Here is a 16,617-nt window from a genome sequence, read left to right as displayed (position 1 = left end):
ATGAGCGAAAATCATGACGCCGCTGCCGGCGACGAGCCGCGCAAGGCCAGTACTGCTCCGGGCCTGGAAGGTGAAGGCGGCCAGTACGTGGACGGTGACTACGGCGACGCCGGTGTAGTGAGCGCCGCGGAGACGGAGCCCGAGGAAGGCGAATACCCCGACGGCGACTACGGTGATGCCGGCGCCTCCGGAACTGCCCGAACCGAGGATGCCATCCGCGAGGGACTGACCGACCGCCAGGTCAACACCACTGACGGGGAACGCGGCCCGCTGCACGGGTGACCACGGCGGACAAATGCTGCTGGAAAGTTCTCCCACAGCGAAACGCAGAGCCGCCGTCGTACGTTGTTTTCCAGACGAAAGCCCGGAATGACGCGGAATCCGGGCGGTTCCACACTGTGCAAAATCCAAAGTTGAGCGGACTTCGCTCAACTTTAGATTGACATCGCTTGTGCCCGGAGTAAAGTTGAGTGCAGAACGCTCAATGAGTGGGCGCCAGCAAGTTTCCAAGGAAAGAAGGAAGCACATATGTCACGTGCAGTAGGTATCGACCTCGGAACCACCAACTCCGTCGTCTCCGTTCTCGAAGGTGGCGAGCCCACCGTTATTGCCAACGCCGAGGGTGGCCGCACCACGCCGTCCGTCGTTGCGTTCTCCAAGTCCGGCGAAGTCCTGGTCGGCGAAATCGCCAAGCGCCAGGCCGTCAACAACATCGACCGCACCATCGCGTCGGTCAAGCGCCACATGGGCACCGACTGGTCCGTGTCCATCGATGACAAGAAGTACACCGCGCAGGAAATCTCCGCCCGCGTCCTGATGAAGCTGAAGAACGACGCCGAGTCGTACCTGGGTGAAAAGGTCACCGACGCCGTCGTCACCGTGCCTGCCTACTTCAACGACGCCCAGCGCCAGGCCACCAAGGAAGCCGGCGAAATCGCAGGCCTGAACGTCCTGCGCATCGTCAACGAGCCCACCGCCGCCGCACTGGCCTATGGCCTGGACAAGGGCAAGGAAGACGAACTCATCCTCGTCTTCGACCTCGGCGGCGGAACGTTCGACGTGTCCCTGCTCGAAGTCGGCAAGGATGAAGACAACTTCTCCACCATCCAGGTCCGCGCCACCGCCGGTGACAACCACCTCGGCGGCGACGACTGGGATCAGCGCGTTGTGGACTACCTGCTCAAGCAGCTCAAGGTCAAGGGCATCGACCTGTCCAAGGACAAGATCGCCCTGCAGCGCCTGCGCGAAGCCTCGGAGCAGGCCAAGAAGGAACTTTCGTCCTCCACCAGCACCAACGTCTCCCTCCAGTACCTGTCCGTCACCCCCGACGGCCCGGTCCACCTGGATGAGCAGCTGACCCGCGCGAAGTTCCAGGACCTCACCAAGGACCTGCTGGACCGTACCAAGAAGCCGTTCCAGGACGTCATCAAGGAAGCCGGCATCAAGCTCTCCGAGATCGACCACATCGTGCTCGTGGGCGGTTCCACCCGTATGCCCGCCGTGTACGAGCTCGTCAAGGAACTGGCCGGCGGCAAGGAGCCGAACAAGGGCGTCAACCCGGATGAGGTCGTCGCAGTCGGCGCCGCACTCCAGGCCGGTGTCCTCAAGGGCGAGCGCAAGGACGTCCTGCTGATCGACGTCACCCCGCTGTCCCTCGGCATCGAAACCAAGGGCGGCGTCATGACGCACCTGATCGAGCGCAACACCGCCATCCCCACGAAGCGGTCCGAGACCTTCACCACGGCCGACGACAACCAGCCGTCCGTGGCCATCCAGGTCTTCCAGGGCGAGCGCGAGTTCACCCGGGACAACAAGCCGCTGGGCACGTTCGAGCTGACCGGCATTGCGCCGGCTCCGCGCGGCGTCCCGCAGGTTGAAGTCACCTTCGACATCGACGCCAACGGCATCGTGCACGTCTCGGCGAAGGACAAGGGCACCGGCAAGGAACAGTCCATGACCATCACCGGCGGCACCGCGTTGTCCAAGGAAGACATTGACCGCATGGTCCGTGACGCCGAGGAACACGCAGCCGAGGACAAGGCCCGCCGCGAGGCAACCGACACCCGCAACACGGCCGAGCAGCTCGCCTACTCGGTGGACAAGCTCATCGCCGACAATGCCGACAAGCTGCCCGAAGAGGTCAAGACCGAGGTCCAGTCCGACGTCGACGCCCTGAAGAAGGCCCTTGAAGGCACGGATGACGCCGCCGTGAAGACCGCTTTCGAGAAGCTGCAGGCTTCCCAGAGCAAGCTCGGCGAGGCCATCTACGCCCAGGCCGGTTCGCCGGACGGCGCTGCCGGTGCTGACGGTGCCGCTGGTGCTGCGGGCGGCGAGAAGGCTGCTGATGAAGACATCGTCGACGCCGAGATCATCGACGAAGACGAAGCGAAGAAGTAGCCATGCCGCACCACGGTAACGAGGAAGAGCACAGCTCACCCGCGAGCCAGGAAAACCAGGAGCGGCAGGCAGGCGACCGCCAGGATCCGGTCATCCGGGACAACCGCAAGGTTGACCCGGTGACCGGGCAGGCCCGGCACCCGGAGGGTGAGCAGCACGCTCAGGCCCACTCACCGGTGGACTCCGACGGGGATGCCCTCGCCCAGGCTGAGGAAATCCTCAACGGGGTGGAGGTGCCGGCCGAGGAATCGGTGGCCCAGGGCGCAGCGAATGCAGAGGCGGCCGAGCTGAAGAACGACCTCCTCCGGCTCCAGGCTGAGTACGTCAACTACCGCAAGCGCGTCGAGCGCGACCGGGCCGTGGCAGGGGAGATGGCCGTCATCGGCGTCCTGAACTCCCTGCTTCCGGTCCTGGACGACATCGACGCCGCCCGCCAGCACGGTGACCTCGCGGACGGTCCGTTCGCGGCCATCGCCACCAAGCTGGAGACCGCGCTGAAGACGTACGGCCTGGTCCGCATCGCCGAGACCGGCGTGGAGTTCGACCCGAACATCCACGAGGCCCTGATTCAGCAGGCGGGCGAGGACATCGAGGTTGACACCGTCAGCCAGGTCCTCCGCTCCGGCTACCGCTCAGGCGACCGCGTCCTCCGCGCAGCCCAGGTTGTTGTCGCAGTACCGGCGTAATCAGCTACCGCCTCCGCGGATGAGGGGGCCCCGCCCCTACGCGTGGCGGCTTTGGTCCTACGGACCGAAAGTCGCCACGCTCCGGCAGGCCCGATGCCACTCCCGGGCCCCCTCATCCGCTCCGGCGGAGAGGTAATCTCGCCTTAACTCTTTTGTAAATTTGAAAGGAAACGCCATTGGCTAGCCAGGATTGGGTGGACAAGGACTTTTACGCGATCCTTGGTATCGCCAAGGACGCTTCCGACGCCGATATCAAGAAGGCGTACCGGAAACTTGCCCGCCAGCACCACCCGGACACCAACGCGGGTAATGCTGCCTCGGAGAAGAAGTTCAAGGACATCTCCGAGGCTTATTCGGTGCTTTCTGATCCGGACGAGCGCCAGCAGTACGACGCCATCCGTGCCATGGGTGGCGGCGCCAGGTTTGCTCCCGGCGGTGCCGGCGCTGGCAGCGGCGGCTTCGAGGATATGTTCGGCGGCCTGTTCACCGGCAACGCCGGACGCCATGCCGGCGGTTTCAGCACCTCGGGCGGCATTCCGCCCGAGTTCGCGGACCTGTTCGGCGGCGGTTTCGGCGGCCAGACCGGGTTCCAGCGTGCACCCCAGAAGGGCGCCGACCGGACCGCGTCCACCAGCATTTCGTTCGCCGGCTCGATCCGCGGCACCACCATCGGCCTGCGCGAACCCAGCGGCGAAGTCATTGACGTCCGGGTGCCAGCCGGCATCAAGGACGGCCAGAAGGTGCGCGTCCGCGGCAAGGGCCAGCCCTCACCTGCCGGCAACGGCGACCTGGTGGTGTCCGTGTCCGTCCAGCCCCACGCTTTTTACACGCGCGACGGCGACAACCTCCGCATCCACGTACCGGTCAGCTTCCCGGAAGCTGCTTTGGGCGCGGACATCGAAGTTCCCACCATTGACGGCGAGACGGTCAAGGTCCGCGTCCCGGCCGGCACGCCCTCGGGCCGCACGCTCCGGGTGAAGGGGCGCGGCGTGAAAACGTCAAAGGCTACCGGTGATCTTCTGGTGACCATCGACGTCGCGGTGCCCAAGAACCTGAACAAGGAGGCTGAGGCGGCCGTCAAGGCGTTCGCCGAGGCCACCGCCGACGCCGATGTCCGGCAGGGCCTGGCCGCCAAGGCCCGGCTGTAATCAGCGGAGCAGACCGTGAATATCAGTGCTGACCAGCCGATCTTCGTGATCTCGGTGGCGGCGGAACTGGCAGATATGCACCCGCAGACCCTCCGGCAATACGACCGGCTGGGCATCGTCTCGCCCAGCCGGGCGCCGGGGAAGTCGCGCCGCTATTCACAGCGGGACGTCAACATGCTGCGCGAGGTCCAGCGTCTCTCCCAGGAAGGCGTCTCGCTGGAGGGCATCAAACGGATCCTCCAACTGGAGAACCAGGTGGCTGCCCTCCAGCGCAAGGTGACCGAGCTGACCGAGGAGGTGGCCCGCCGTCGTGATCCCTTGGACTCCAGGATTTTTGCCGCCGGCGCGGCAGGCGACGTGGTGAGCCTGGCCCGCGGTCAGCGTCCGCGCGCACGCTCGCAGGCCGTCGTGGTCTGGCGCCCCCGGGCCCTGGGCAAGTAGGCGCACCCGAAACAAGAACCCCGGAATCGGCCACCCGGAAAATTCGAGTACCCACTACTGGTGACCCGCCGGCCCGCAGTGTCTTGAATGGAACCGTTGCTGGTCTCACAGCGGCACTTCGAGACTCTGGGGGTTTCACGTGTTTGGTTCTTCAGTGGTTATGTTTGCCGGGTCCAGCATCGGGCTGATCCTGCTGGCCTTCGGGCAGACCGTTGTGGTGGTCTGCGCCTGTTTTGACATGGTGCGGGCACTCTCGGTGCCAAGATCGCACCGCCGGTATATAGCCAGCACGGTCTTCCGGACGCTGGCCGTCCCGTCCATCATTGCCACCGGCATGAGTGCGCTCATCGCCGCACTGTCCTGGTCCTGGACTGACGTCTGCATGTCCACGTTCGTGATGGTGGCGATCATCTTCCGCCTCCACCATGACAAGGACGAGGACAGCTGGTGGAAGGGCAAGGGCAAGAAACTCGCCCGCTGGGCCCGCCGCCAGTTCAGTTCCGGCACCACGGTGGCCCCCGCGCTCGGTTAGTACGGGTCTCCTCGCCGGGCGCACAAAGCCCGGCCTGGCACTGCTCCTGAAATCGCGGGGCGTGAAGCGTACTATCGAGTACATTCACACAACGAAGTGAGGAAGCCCGTGCAGTTCCATCACCACGGTTACGTATCAGGGGACCCCCGCATCCAGCCTGCCGCCGGCGTCGGTCTCAACCGGCCTGCAGACCTGCCGGGCGAAGTCGACGTGCTGATTGTCGGCACCGGCCCGGCTGGAATGCTCGCGGCCGCCCAGCTTTCCCAATTTCCCGGCATCACCACCCGCATTGTGGAACGCCGTGCCGGGAGGCTGGTGATCGGCCAGGCGGACGGCATCCAGGCCCGCAGTGTGGAGACCTTCCAGGCCTTTGGCTTCGCCGAGCGGATCATCGCCGAGGCGTACCGCATCACCGAGATGGCGTTCTGGAAGCCTGACCCCGCGGACCACTCCCGGATTGTCCGGGCCGCGCGGGCTGTTGACGATGAGATGGGCATCAGCGAATTTCCGCACCTGATTGTCAACCAGGCCCGCGTGCTGGACTACTTCGCCGAATACATGGCGGACGCGCCAACCCGGATGAAACCGGACTACGGTTACGAGTTCCGCAGCCTCGAAGTGGGTGAAGGCGATTATCCCGTGACCGTCACCCTCGCCCATGCCGTCGGTCCGAACGAGGGCGAAGAACGCGTGGTCCGGGCCAAATACGTTGTGGGTGCGGACGGCGCGCGCAGCAAGGTGCGGGCCGCCATCGGCTGCACCATGGCCGGCGACGAGGCACATCATGCGTGGGGAGTCATGGATGTCCTCGCCGTCACGGATTTCCCCGATATCCGGACCAAGTGCGCCATCCAGTCCGGGGCAGGCGGGAGCATCCTGCTGATCCCGCGCGAAGGCGGCCATCTCTTCCGGATGTACGTGGATCTCGGTGAAGTGGACCCGGCGAACAAGGGCGCCGTGCGAAGCACCACGATCGAGCAGATCATCGCGCATGCGAACGCCATCCTGCGCCCCTACTCGCTTGACGTCAGAAACGTTGCCTGGCACAGCGTGTATGAGGTTGCGCACCGCCTGACGGACAGGTTCGACGACGTCCTTCCGGACCAGCGTGGCGAGCGCACGCCGCGCGTTTTCATCACCGGCGACGCCTGCCACACACACAGCGCCAAGGCCGGCCAAGGCATGAACGTTTCGTTGCAGGACGGCTTCAATCTCGGCTGGAAACTCGGACACGTCCTGGAAGGCCGTAGCCCCGCCAGCCTGCTCGCCACGTACTCGGCGGAGCGCCAGGTGGTGGCGAAGAACCTCATCGACTTCGACAAAGTATGGTCCACCATGATGGCGAAGAAGCCGGAGGAGTTCGAGAACCCCTCCGAACTGGAGGACTTCTATGTCAGGACGGCCGAGTTCCCCGCAGGATTCATGACCCAGTACACGCCGTCCCTCATCACTGCCGAAGCCACCCACCAGCATTTGGCGGCCGGTTTCCCCATCGGCAAGCGGTTCAAGTCTGCGCCCGTGGTCCGGGTGTGCGACGCGAACCCCATCCACCTTGGGCACCATGCCACAGCCGATGGCCGCTGGCGCATCTACGTCTTCGCGGACCCGGCGGCCGCAGGCGCCCCCTCACCCACCACGGACCTGGCCGGGTGGCTCGCGACCTCAGCCGAATCGCCGCTCGATGCGACGCCGTCGGGAGCTGATCGGGACGCCTGGTTCGACGTCAAAGTCATCTACCAGCAGGACCACACCAGCGTGGACATCGGCACCGTCCCGGAGGTGTTCAAGCCATACGTGGGACCGTTCAAACTCAGGGACTACGAGAAGGTCTACGCCACTGATCCCAAGGCTGACATCTTCGAACTCCGCGGCCTGCACCGGGACGGCGTTGTGGTGGTGGTCCGGCCGGACCAGTATGTGGCGAACGTGCTGCCTTTGTCGGCGACAGCGGAACTTGCGGCCTTCTTCGCGCCCCTCCTGCCCAGCCGGAAACCCGTTTGAACGGCGAAAAACGGTGGCCCCGCGGGCCACAAACCGGCGTGAATTGACACCGGGAAGAAGCCTCCGTTCCCGTGAAATCAGACGCCCGAGGCGGGGGTGCAGACGACCTCCGGCCGGGCCTCGTTTTGGCCGCGTGTACTAGCATGAGATTCCATGGCTGAACAAGAAGACACGCGGCGTCCGGCAGACGGACCACCGCAGGCATTAGTTCCACGCAGTCAGCTTGGCGGTACAGATCGCAAGCGCGGCGGCCCGGAATTTGAGAACCGACCACCGGTTTCCAGCCAGGAACTCAGCCGCGGCCCCGCCGAACTCATCGAGGCCCCGCAGCCTAAAGTCAACTGGCGTGTATTCGTCATCGCCTCGGTCATCATCATCGCCTTCTCCGTGTGGGCGATGCTGGTGCCTGCGAACGCCCAGTCCACCATGAAGACGGTGGTGGCCTGGATCGCAGAGAACGTGGGCTGGTTCTACGTCCTCACCGTGACCGTGGTGATCGGGTTCGTCCTCTGGGTCGCCTTCTCCAAGGAAGGCTCGGTCCGTCTGGGCCCGGACCACTCGCGGCCCCAGTACAAGCTCTTCACCTGGGTGGCCATGCTCTTTGCTGCCGGGGTGGGCATCGACATGCTCTTCTTCTCCGTCACCGGACCCATCAGCCAGTACATGTCGCCGCCGGCAGGCCAGGGACAAACTCCGGCGGCCGCCGCGGATGCCGTGGTCTGGACCATGTTCCACTACGGCGTAGCCGGCTGGGCCATGTATGCCCTCCTCGGCATGGCTATGGGATATTTCGCCTACCGGTGGGGCATGCCGCTCTCCATCCGTGCTGCCCTGTACCCGCTGCTCGGCAAGCGGGTCCGCGGCGGCATCGGCGACGCTATCGACATCGTCACCCTCGTGGGAACGGTTTTCGGCGTTGCCACGTCCATGGGGATCGGTGTGGTGCTCCTGAACGTGGGCTTCGCGCTGATATTCGGCCTGGAGCAGGGACTCGCGCTGCAGATCGCCCTGGTGATTGTCGCCGTCGTACTGACCATCGCCGCGTGCACGTCCGGCGTGGATAAAGGCATCCGCTGGATCTCGGAGCTGAACATCTGGAGCTCAGCGGCCATGCTGCTGTACATCCTGGTAACCGGCAAGACCTCGTTCCTCCTGAACGCGATGGTGGAGAACATCGGCCGGTTCCTGTTCACCCTGCCCGACCGCACCCTGCAGACCTTCGCGTACGAGGACGGCGGGTCCCAGTGGATGGCCGGCTGGACGCTCTTCTTCTGGGCTTTCTGGCTGGCGTGGGGCCCGTTCGTGGGCCTGTTCCTGGCCCGCATCTCCCGCGGCCGCACCCTGCGGGAGTTTGTCATCGCCGCCATCACCGCCCCGGTCCTGTGCGACTTCCTGATCGTGAGCATCTTCGGCAACAGTGCCATGCATGAGGTCCTGAGCGGGAACAAAGAGTTCGCCCAGCTGGCCGTGGACAGCCCGGAACAGGGCTGGTACGCCTTGCTGGAAATGTTCCCCGGCGCCAGCTTCCTGATTGGCCTGGGCACGCTGTCCGGCCTGCTGTTCTACCTGACGAGCGCCAACTCCGGCGCCATGGTGATGTCCAACTTCTCCTCCTCCATCCCGGACCCGTCCCAGGACGGCGCCAAGTGGCTCCGCATCTTCTGGGCGGTCCTCACCGCCTTGCTGACCATCGCCATGCTGATTGCCGGTGGTGTGACCACCATGGAATACGCCACGCTCATCTTCGCCCTGCCGGTGACCATCATCGCGTGGCTGGTGATGGCCTCGTTCTCGAAGGCGCTGCGGATGGAGCGGGCTGAGCGCGAGGGCCAGGTCCTGCGCAGGCAGTCGACGGCGGCGCACGGCGGCATGGTGCCGGACCGCACCTGGCGGCAACGGCTGGCCGGGATGCGCGCCTACCCGTCGAAGAAGCAGGTGGCCCAGTTCATGGAACGCGTCGTGCAGCCGGCCCTCGCCGACGTGCTCCGCGAGTTCACGAAGCAGGGCTACGAGGCAACCCTGGACATCATCCCCAACGAGGACACCAACATCTCCAGCCATGCGCTGGTTGTCCGGATCCCGAACCACCGCGACTTCCTGTACCAGGTCCAGGCCGTGGAGGCGCCGGTGCCCATGTTCGGCGGCCGCATGTCCCGCGAAACCGACGTGTACTACCGCGTTGAGGTGTTCGCGCAGACCGGCTCGGAGGGGTATGACCTGATGGGTGTCACCCACCAGCAGATCATCGACGACGTGCTGGACCGTTACGAGGCCCACCTGGGCTTCCTGACGTACTCAACGCAGCACGATTACGCCTCCGTGCTCACCCCGCCCGTGGCCCCGGCCACTGGTTCCATTGCCAAGATCGAGCCCGCAGAGCCTGACGGGACGGCCGCGAAGGAATAACGCAGCAGCCGCCCGGAGCGGGCGTCGGCCGGTTAGCGGCTGACAGCCCGCTGGGTGCGGTGCTCGGCCGCGGGGTAGACGCCCAGGATGCGTACTTCGGTGGTGAAGAACTCGAGTTCCTCGAGCGCCAGCCGCAGCGGCGTGTCTTCGGGGTGGCCTTCCACGTCCACCATGAACATGGTGGCGGCGAACTCGTCCCCCACCATGTAGCTTTCGAGCCGGGTCATGTTCACGCCGTTCGTGGCGAAGCCGCCCAGTGCCTTGTACAGCGCAGACGGAACGTTCCGGACGCGGAACACAAAGCTGGTCACCGCCGGACCCGGCAGTTCCTCCCGGGTGGGCAGGTCTTTTTCCCGCGCCAGCACCACAAAGCGGGTGGTGTTGGAGGGATCGTCCTCGACGCGCGAGGCCAGCACCTCCAGGCCGTAGATCCGGGCCGCGAGCGGTGGCGCGAGGGACAGCTTGGTGGGGTCGTTCCACTCCCGGACTTCCCGTGCGGAGCCGGCGGTATCGCCGGCGATGACGGGGCGGAGCTTGGCGTCACGGATCAGGCGGCGGCATTGCCCCAGGGCGTGGATGTGGCTGTGGACCTCGGTGGCGCCTTCGATGGTGCTGCCCGGAATGCCCAGCAGGTCGAAATGGATCGGGAGGAAGAACTCACCCACAATCTGCAGGTTCGACTGGGGCAGCAGAATGTGGATATCGGCCACCCGGCCGGCGATGGAGTTCTCGATCGGAATCATGGCCAGCTCGGCCTCACCGCTGGCCACCAGCTCGAAGGCGTCCTCGAAGCTGGCGCACGGTACGCTCTCCAGCTCGGGGAACATGTCCATGCACGCAATATTTGAGTTGGCGCCGGGCTCACCCTGGTACGCAATTTTCTGGGCCATGCTGGGTATGGTTTCACGTCCGGCGCCCACGCACCCAACTGGGTTGCGCTCGCTGTCGTTCCGGGCCCCCTAAACGACGGCTTGAGCTACCTGCCTGAGGACGTATTTCCGGGCGAACGACATAAAGGGCGGGACAGGAACGTTCGGTTGTTATCATTTGATGTTGAACATTTAACGAATTTGAGGAGACAGTGTGGACGCGCGGCTTGAAGCCATCCGGAATACGGTACTGGCGCGAAACCCTGGCGAGGCCGAATTCCACCAGGCAGTGACCGAGGTTTTCGAGAGTCTCGGCCCCGTCCACGACAGGCATCCCGAACTGCTCGAGGCCGCAATCCTGGAGCGGCTGTGCGAGCCCGAGCGCCAGATCATCTTCCGCGTCCCGTGGACCGACGACTCAGGCCGGGTGCAGATCAACAGGGGTTTCCGGGTTGAATTCAACTCCGCCCTGGGCCCGTACAAGGGCGGCCTGCGCTTCCATCCGTCGGTCTACCTGGGCATCGTGAAGTTCCTCGGTTTCGAGCAGATCTTCAAGAACGCCCTGACCGGTATGCCGATCGGCGGCGGCAAAGGCGGCTCGGACTTCGATCCCCGCGGCCGCAGCAATGCCGAGATCATGCGGTTCTGCCAGTCCTTTATGACCGAGCTGTACCGCCACATCGGCGAGTACACGGACGTGCCGGCCGGCGACATCGGTGTGGGCGGACGTGAAATCGGCTACCTCTTTGGCCAGTACAAGCGCATCACCAACCGCTACGAATCCGGCGTCCTGACGGGCAAGGGAATTTCCTGGGGCGGCTCCCTGGTGCGCCCCGAAGCCACCGGTTACGGCACCGTCATCTTCACGCAGGAAATGCTGAAAACACGCGGAAAGTCCTTCGACGGCCAGCGCGTTGTGGTGTCAGGCTCCGGCAACGTCGCCATCAACGCCATAGCCAAGGCGCAGTCGTTCGATGCCAGCGTGGTTGCGTGCTCCGACTCCTCCGGTTACATCGTGGACGAGGCGGGTATCGACGTCGGACTTTTGCGTGAGGTCAAGGAAGTGGAACGAGGACGGCTCAAGGATTACAGCCTCCGCCGTCCCGGCGTTTCCTATGTGGAAGGAGGGTCAGTGTGGGACGTCGATGCCACGGTGGCACTTCCCTGTGCGACGCAGAACGAGCTCGACGGCGATGCTGCCGCGCGGTTGGTGCGCAATGGCCTCGTCGCTGTCGGTGAAGGTGCAAACATGCCCTCCACGCGGGAGGCCGTGGCGGTGTTCCAGGACTCCGGCGTTCTGTTCGGACCGGGCAAAGCAGCCAACGCCGGAGGGGTTGCAACCTCGGCACTTGAGATGCAGCAGAATGCCAGCCGTGACTCCTGGACCTTTGAACACACCGAGCAGCGCCTCACCGAGATCATGGTGGGAATCCACGACCGTTGCGCGTCCACCGCGGACGAATACGGCGAGCCGGGCAACTACGTGCTGGGCGCGAACATTGGCGGCTTCGTCAAGGTGGCTGACGCCATGCTGGCGCAGGGCCTCATCTAAGGCATCCGCCCGGATAGCTCCCGCCACAGCGCAGCTTGTGTCACAGCGCTTTTATGTCACAGCGCTTTTATGTCACAGCGGCCACGGACCCACCAGGGTCCGTGGCCGCTGTGCTTGGTGGCGAAAACTGGAGTGACCTCTGAAACTCGCAGGTGAATGACTGAAACGATGATTTAACAAGGCGGAAACCCAGCGCGAAACGGCAGTCCTACAGTGGGAATCAGACGGCAATAGCTGCCCTCCAGTGAACGTGGTACTGATTCCGCGTCCCTCCTCCGGAGCGGCTCTCACGGGCGATTACCGTTCGCTCTTCGCATCACGAAAGGGGTTTCCCATGGATTCGGGAAATGTCGCTTGGATTCTGGCCAGCTCCGCGCTGGTCTGCATGATGATCCCCGCCCTCGCCCTGTTTTACGGAGGCATGGTGGGGTCCCGCCGTATTCTCAACATGATGATGATGTGCTTCGGCGGCGCGAGCCTCGTGGCTGTGCTCTGGGCGCTGTTCGGCTACTCATTGGCCTTCGGCAACTCTGTGGGGGGCCTGGGGCTGATCGGTGATATCACCGAATTTCCGGGCATGGGACAAATGCTGGCCAAGGACGACTCGGCATCCATCCCGCTCATCCTGTTCGCGGCCTTCCAACTCTTCTTCGCCTGCGTGACCACCGCGCTGGTTGCGGGAGCGGCGGCGGGGCGCATGAAGTTCGGTGCGTGGATGCTGTTCGCGGGCATCTGGGCCACGGTCGTTTACTTCCCCATTGCGCACTGGGTGTTCGCCTTCTCGTCTGCCGACGGAAGCGTTACCGGCGGCTGGATTGCCAATGGCATCAAGGCCATCGACTTCGCCGGTGGCACGGCAGTACACATGAACGCCGGCGCCGCCGCCCTGGCCCTGGCCCTGGTTCTTGGAAAGAGTTCCGGCTGGCCAAAGATGGAGCACACCAAGCCGCACAGCCGGCCCCTGGTGCTTATCGGCGCTGGCCTGCTCTGGATTGGCTGGTTCGGATTCAACGCGGGCTCGGCACTCTCGGCCGGCCAGTCGGCGTCCGTGGTTTTCCTGAACACGGCCGTAGCGGCTTCGGCCGGGCTCCTTGCCTGGGCGCTGGTTGAACGGGTCCGTCACGGGGCGGCCACCAGCATGGGCGCGGCCTCCGGCCTGATCGCCGCTTTGGTTGCCATTACTCCGGCGTGCGGTGCCGTGAGCCCGCTGGGTGCAGTGGCCATCGGGGCCATCGCCGGCGCAGTCTGCTCACTCGCCATCGAATGGAAGTTCCGCCTGGGCTATGACGATTCGCTGGACGTCGTAGGCGTCCACCTGGTGGGCGGCATCATCGGTACCCTGCTGATCGGGCTCTTTGCGACCGATAAGGCTCCGAACGGTGTGAGCGGTCTCTTCTACGGCGGCGGCTTCCAGCAACTTGGCATCCAGGCGCTGACCACTGTCTCAGTGCTGGCTTACTCGTTCGGGGTCACCTGGGTTCTGGCGAAGATCCTGGACCGTGCGATTGGCCTCCGTATCAAGCCGGAAGACGAGCTTCGGGGTATCGACCTCGCTGCCCACTCCGAGCTGGCGTACCTGACGGATGAAGACCCCGTGGAGCTGGGTTCGCCGCAACGCGCCTGATAGATAACGCCCAATTCGTAACCTGCCCGATCCAGGGCGCCACTGGCCTGTTGAATAACTGCCTTCTTGAATAACCGCCTTCTTGAATAACTTCCCTGATGAATAACTGAATAGCTAACGAGTCCGGCCCTGGGCCGAACTGCGGACAGGTGCCAGCGCCTGCTGGTTATAGTTCCGCGGTTCGGCCCACGGTCGTATCTGCCGTGGGTGCCGACCAGGCGTCAGCCATCCAACCGTCCGTCACCCGGCTCTGAGAACCCCAGCCCTGAGCCGCCCACTTCACAAAGGGATCCTTTGGTAGGGGCCGCCCTGGGAGCGAGTCATCAGGAAATAGCACATACTCCGGAAGATCATCTTCCGGCAGGGACAAGGGTCGAGGCAGGGTATAGCTAGGAACGGTGTTGGGCACGTCCCGAGCGAGGGCAGTGTCCAACTTGGCGGCGTCGAACCTAGCAGTGTCGAATCTAGCAGTGTCGAACCCGGCGGTGTCCACCTTTTCTGGCCAGATGGGTGGTTCGAAGTCGGGGTGTTCGCTGGTGTAGTGGCGGCCGGTGGGGGAAATCCATCCGGGAGGTTTGGTGGCGCTCGCCGGTGTGGGTGTCCAGGGTGAGGTGTGTTTTAGCCGGTGGTGGCGGCGGCATGGCTGGGCGAGGTTGGAGATTCCTGTGGTGCCGCCGTTGGCCCAGGCGAGGACGTGGTCGGCGTCGTTGTCCAGGGATTGGTTGTTACAGCCGGGGAACGGGCATTTGCCGTCCCGGAGTCTGAGCCAGGCCCTCATGGCTTTGGGGACCCGGTAGCTGGTCCGGCCGATTTCCAGGGGTGCGCCGTTGCGGGGGTCAACCAGGACGCGGTGGAAGGACTCTGCACCATCGGCGATGAGGGTGCGCGCCATGGATGGTGGGATGGGCCCGTACCCGTCCAACATGGCGGGCTCGTCGGTCAGGCCCATCAGTGCGAACACCGGCACGGTTACCAGGACCTGGGCTTTCGGTGAGGGGATCAGGTCGGCTTCCCCGCCGAGGAGCCAGGCTGCGACGGTGTCGGCGCGGAGTTGGGTGAGGGTCCTGGTTTCGGTGGGGCCCTGCATTGCCCGGGCGGCGGTGGTGGCGCGGTCATGGATCCCGGCGGCTTGATCGGCGGGGAGGTAGGCCGAGAGCCAGGCCATCCCATCCCGGTCCGGAGAGTACTCCAAACGCCGGTCCAAGGCACTCTTGGTGTGGCGTTTTTCGATGCTGTCCGGGTGGTGGCGTTCGCGCCAGGTGCGGGCTTTGGCGCGGAACCGGCCGGGGGTCAGCTCACCGGCCGGTCCCCGGGCGGGGTTGGGTGCGTCAGGGTCCAGGAAGTGGGCTTCCAGGGCGGCGGCGCCGGCGTGATCGAGGTTGAGGGTTTCGTCCGCCATGACCCGGGCGTGCTGCCACGACATGGTTCCTGCCTGCAGGGCGGCCAGGGTCAGGGGCAGGGTGGTGGTGAGCCGGTGGGAGGTGGACAGCAGTGACGCGGCGTTTGGTTCGCTGACGGTCAGGACGCAGGCGAGTTCGGCGATCGCGGCCATTTCGTGGGCGGTATTCTCCTGCGGGGACGCGGCAGGGGGTGTGAGTGCCGTGGTCCCGTCGACGTATTCGGTGGTGGTGAAAACTTTCAAAGCGGCCGTGCTTGCTTCGAGCCGGGAGATGACGGCCAGGCGGTCCAGGGAGTCGTCCACACCCCGGCGCAGCGGATCCGGCCCGGCGGGGTCCTCACGCTGGCGACGGCGGAGTTCGGTCAGCTCGGCGACACCAGCCACGACGGCCGCAAACGCCGCATCCGCCGACACCGCGTCAGCCGACGCCGCGTCGACTGGCACGGCTGCTGCTGGGCCGGCGTCCGCCGACACCGCCTCTGGCCGATCGTCCGCTGCTGTGCTTTCCATACCTCCATCATGTCGAGGGGGTACGACATTTAAGGCTGTCAGCGTGATCGCTCGAAAAAGAATTTTGAGGTATTTCAGCAGCGGAGTTCTCGCATCGCCGCGGTCGTCGCGACGTCGCGGTCCTCGCCTGCCGCGTAGCCTGACCGATTGTGTGACCGACTCCACCAACAGGCCTGACAGCTCAGGACGGCGTGCACTAGTAGCCTGTTCACCTCCGCCGCACGCCGGCCTCCCCCGCACGGCTGCCCTCTCCCGCACGCCTCCCTCCGCCGCACTCTTGAAGGACATACCGATCAACCGTTCCGCCGCCACCAAGGCATTGACCCTGTTCACCAGTCTGCTTCTCGTAGGCGCCCTCGCCGGTTGTGACGCCGCAGCCCAAGCCGCAGGGCAGGCAGCAACCTCGATGGCCGAAGGGGTCAGAGGAGCGCCGTCGGCCAACTCCGGCGAATCCCTGAGCCCGGCCGAAGCAGCGACGGCCCGTGCACAACTGGAATCGATCCCCGTGAAGGGGCGTGCGCCCAAGACCGGCTACAGCCGCGAGGAATTCGGCCCGGCCTGGGCCGACGTGGACCGCAACGGCTGCGACACCCGGAACGATATCCTCGCCAGGGATCTCGAAGGCGAGACGTTCAAGCCCGGCACCCAGGACTGCGTGGTTGCCACCGGCGTGCTCAGGGACAAGTACACCGGCACAACCATCAACTTTGTCCGCGGCAACGCCACCAGCACGGCCATCCAGATTGATCACCTCGTAGCACTCAGCGATGCCTGGCAGAAGGGCGCACAACAGCTCACTGCCGAACAGCGAAGGCAACTGGCGAACGATCCCTTGAACCTGATGGCTGCCGACGGCCCCACGAACAGTGCCAAGGGTGACAAGGACGCGGCCACCTGGCTCCCGCCCAACAAGGCGTTCCGCTGCGAATATGTGGTCCGTCAGACCGCCGTCAAGGTCAAGTACCAGCTGTGGACCACCCAGGCCGAGCACGATGCGATCGCAGGGATTCTGACTTCCTGCAGCTAGAGCCGTGGGGGAGGGGCCCGGGACG

At 64.9% G+C, this 16,617-nt stretch carries 13 protein-coding genes; 11 read left to right on the top strand and 2 right to left on the bottom strand.

The window, feature by feature from the left end; genetic code table 11:
* From SBP01_RS18010 to betT, 8 genes are all read left to right on the top strand, one after another.
* Entirely contained in the window at positions 1–282 is a 282-nt protein-coding gene (locus SBP01_RS18010; protein ID WP_320536779.1) for a hypothetical protein, read from the top strand.
* A 246-nt stretch (positions 283–528) separates the two neighbouring features.
* Positions 529–2,397 carry a molecular chaperone DnaK gene (gene dnaK, locus SBP01_RS18005; RefSeq protein ID WP_320536778.1) on the top strand — a complete coding sequence of 623 codons (1,869 nt, stop codon included), beginning with the start codon at positions 529–531 and terminating at the stop codon, positions 2,395–2,397.
* A 2-nt stretch (positions 2,398–2,399) separates the two neighbouring features.
* Positions 2,400–3,083: a nucleotide exchange factor GrpE gene (locus SBP01_RS18000; RefSeq protein ID WP_275215115.1), complete on the top strand. Its 684-nt coding sequence runs from the start codon at positions 2,400–2,402 to the stop codon at positions 3,081–3,083.
* Between the two features lie 176 nt (positions 3,084–3,259).
* Positions 3,260–4,231: a DnaJ C-terminal domain-containing protein gene (locus SBP01_RS17995; protein WP_275215114.1), complete on the top strand. Its 972-nt coding sequence runs from the start codon at positions 3,260–3,262 to the stop codon at positions 4,229–4,231.
* A gap of 15 nt (positions 4,232–4,246) precedes the next feature.
* Positions 4,247–4,672, top strand: coding sequence for a heat shock protein transcriptional repressor HspR (locus SBP01_RS17990; protein WP_275215113.1), 426 nt, complete (start codon positions 4,247–4,249; stop codon positions 4,670–4,672).
* A 160-nt stretch (positions 4,673–4,832) separates the two neighbouring features.
* Positions 4,833–5,204: a hypothetical protein gene (locus tag SBP01_RS17985; RefSeq protein ID WP_275215209.1), complete on the top strand. Its 372-nt coding sequence runs from the start codon at positions 4,833–4,835 to the stop codon at positions 5,202–5,204.
* 108 nt (positions 5,205–5,312) lie between these two features.
* Positions 5,313–7,205 carry an FAD-binding monooxygenase gene (locus SBP01_RS17980; RefSeq protein ID WP_275215112.1) on the top strand — a complete coding sequence of 631 codons (1,893 nt, stop codon included), beginning with the start codon at positions 5,313–5,315 and terminating at the stop codon, positions 7,203–7,205.
* A 153-nt stretch (positions 7,206–7,358) separates the two neighbouring features.
* Entirely contained in the window at positions 7,359–9,611 is a 2,253-nt protein-coding gene (gene betT, locus SBP01_RS17975) for a choline BCCT transporter BetT (protein ID WP_320536777.1), read from the top strand.
* Between the two features lie 32 nt (positions 9,612–9,643).
* Here betT and SBP01_RS17970 read toward each other — a convergent pair whose 3' ends face one another.
* Positions 9,644–10,501 (bottom strand): prephenate dehydratase, encoded by an 858-nt coding sequence (locus tag SBP01_RS17970; protein WP_320536776.1) that lies wholly within the window; start codon positions 10,499–10,501, stop codon positions 9,644–9,646.
* A 193-nt stretch (positions 10,502–10,694) separates the two neighbouring features.
* Between SBP01_RS17970 and gdhA the strand changes: the two genes are divergently transcribed.
* Positions 10,695–12,032, top strand: coding sequence for an NADP-specific glutamate dehydrogenase (gene gdhA / locus SBP01_RS17965; protein WP_320536775.1), 1,338 nt, complete (start codon positions 10,695–10,697; stop codon positions 12,030–12,032).
* 334 nt (positions 12,033–12,366) lie between these two features.
* On the top strand, positions 12,367–13,656 hold the full coding sequence (locus tag SBP01_RS17960; protein WP_320536774.1) for an ammonium transporter: 1,290 nt from the start codon (positions 12,367–12,369) through the stop codon (positions 13,654–13,656).
* Between the two features lie 166 nt (positions 13,657–13,822).
* Here the strand turns inward: SBP01_RS17960 and SBP01_RS17955 are convergent, their stop codons facing one another.
* A complete protein-coding gene (locus tag SBP01_RS17955) occupies positions 13,823–15,565 on the bottom strand; it encodes an HNH endonuclease signature motif containing protein (RefSeq protein ID WP_320536773.1) in 1,743 nt (580 codons plus the stop codon).
* Positions 15,566–15,842: 277 nt separating this feature from the next.
* On the opposite strand from SBP01_RS17955, the gene SBP01_RS17950 reads away from it, so the two are divergent.
* A complete protein-coding gene (locus tag SBP01_RS17950; protein WP_320536772.1) occupies positions 15,843–16,592 on the top strand; it encodes an HNH endonuclease family protein in 750 nt (249 codons plus the stop codon).
* The last annotated feature ends 25 nt before the right edge of the window (positions 16,593–16,617 follow it).

It is taken from the genome of Pseudarthrobacter sp. IC2-21 (assembly GCF_034048115.1).
GTDB lineage: Bacteria > Actinomycetota > Actinomycetes > Actinomycetales > Micrococcaceae > Arthrobacter > Arthrobacter naphthalenicus.
This window is presented reverse-complemented; position numbering and strand designations above follow the sequence as displayed.

Coding starts and splice junctions, on each gene's coding strand:
- SBP01_RS18010 (WP_320536779.1), top strand. CDS start 1: ATGAGCGAAAATCATGACGCCGCTGCCGGCGACGAGCCGCGCAAGGCC.
- dnaK (WP_320536778.1), top strand. CDS start 529: ATGTCACGTGCAGTAGGTATCGACCTCGGAACCACCAACTCCGTCGTC.
- SBP01_RS18000 (WP_275215115.1), top strand. CDS start 2,400: ATGCCGCACCACGGTAACGAGGAAGAGCACAGCTCACCCGCGAGCCAG.
- SBP01_RS17985 (WP_275215209.1), top strand. CDS start 4,833: ATGTTTGCCGGGTCCAGCATCGGGCTGATCCTGCTGGCCTTCGGGCAG.
- betT (WP_320536777.1), top strand. CDS start 7,359: ATGGCTGAACAAGAAGACACGCGGCGTCCGGCAGACGGACCACCGCAG.
- SBP01_RS17970 (WP_320536776.1), bottom strand. CDS start 10,501: ATGGCCCAGAAAATTGCGTACCAGGGTGAGCCCGGCGCCAACTCAAAT.
- SBP01_RS17960 (WP_320536774.1), top strand. CDS start 12,367: ATGGATTCGGGAAATGTCGCTTGGATTCTGGCCAGCTCCGCGCTGGTC.
- SBP01_RS17955 (WP_320536773.1), bottom strand. CDS start 15,565: ATGGAAAGCACAGCAGCGGACGATCGGCCAGAGGCGGTGTCGGCGGAC.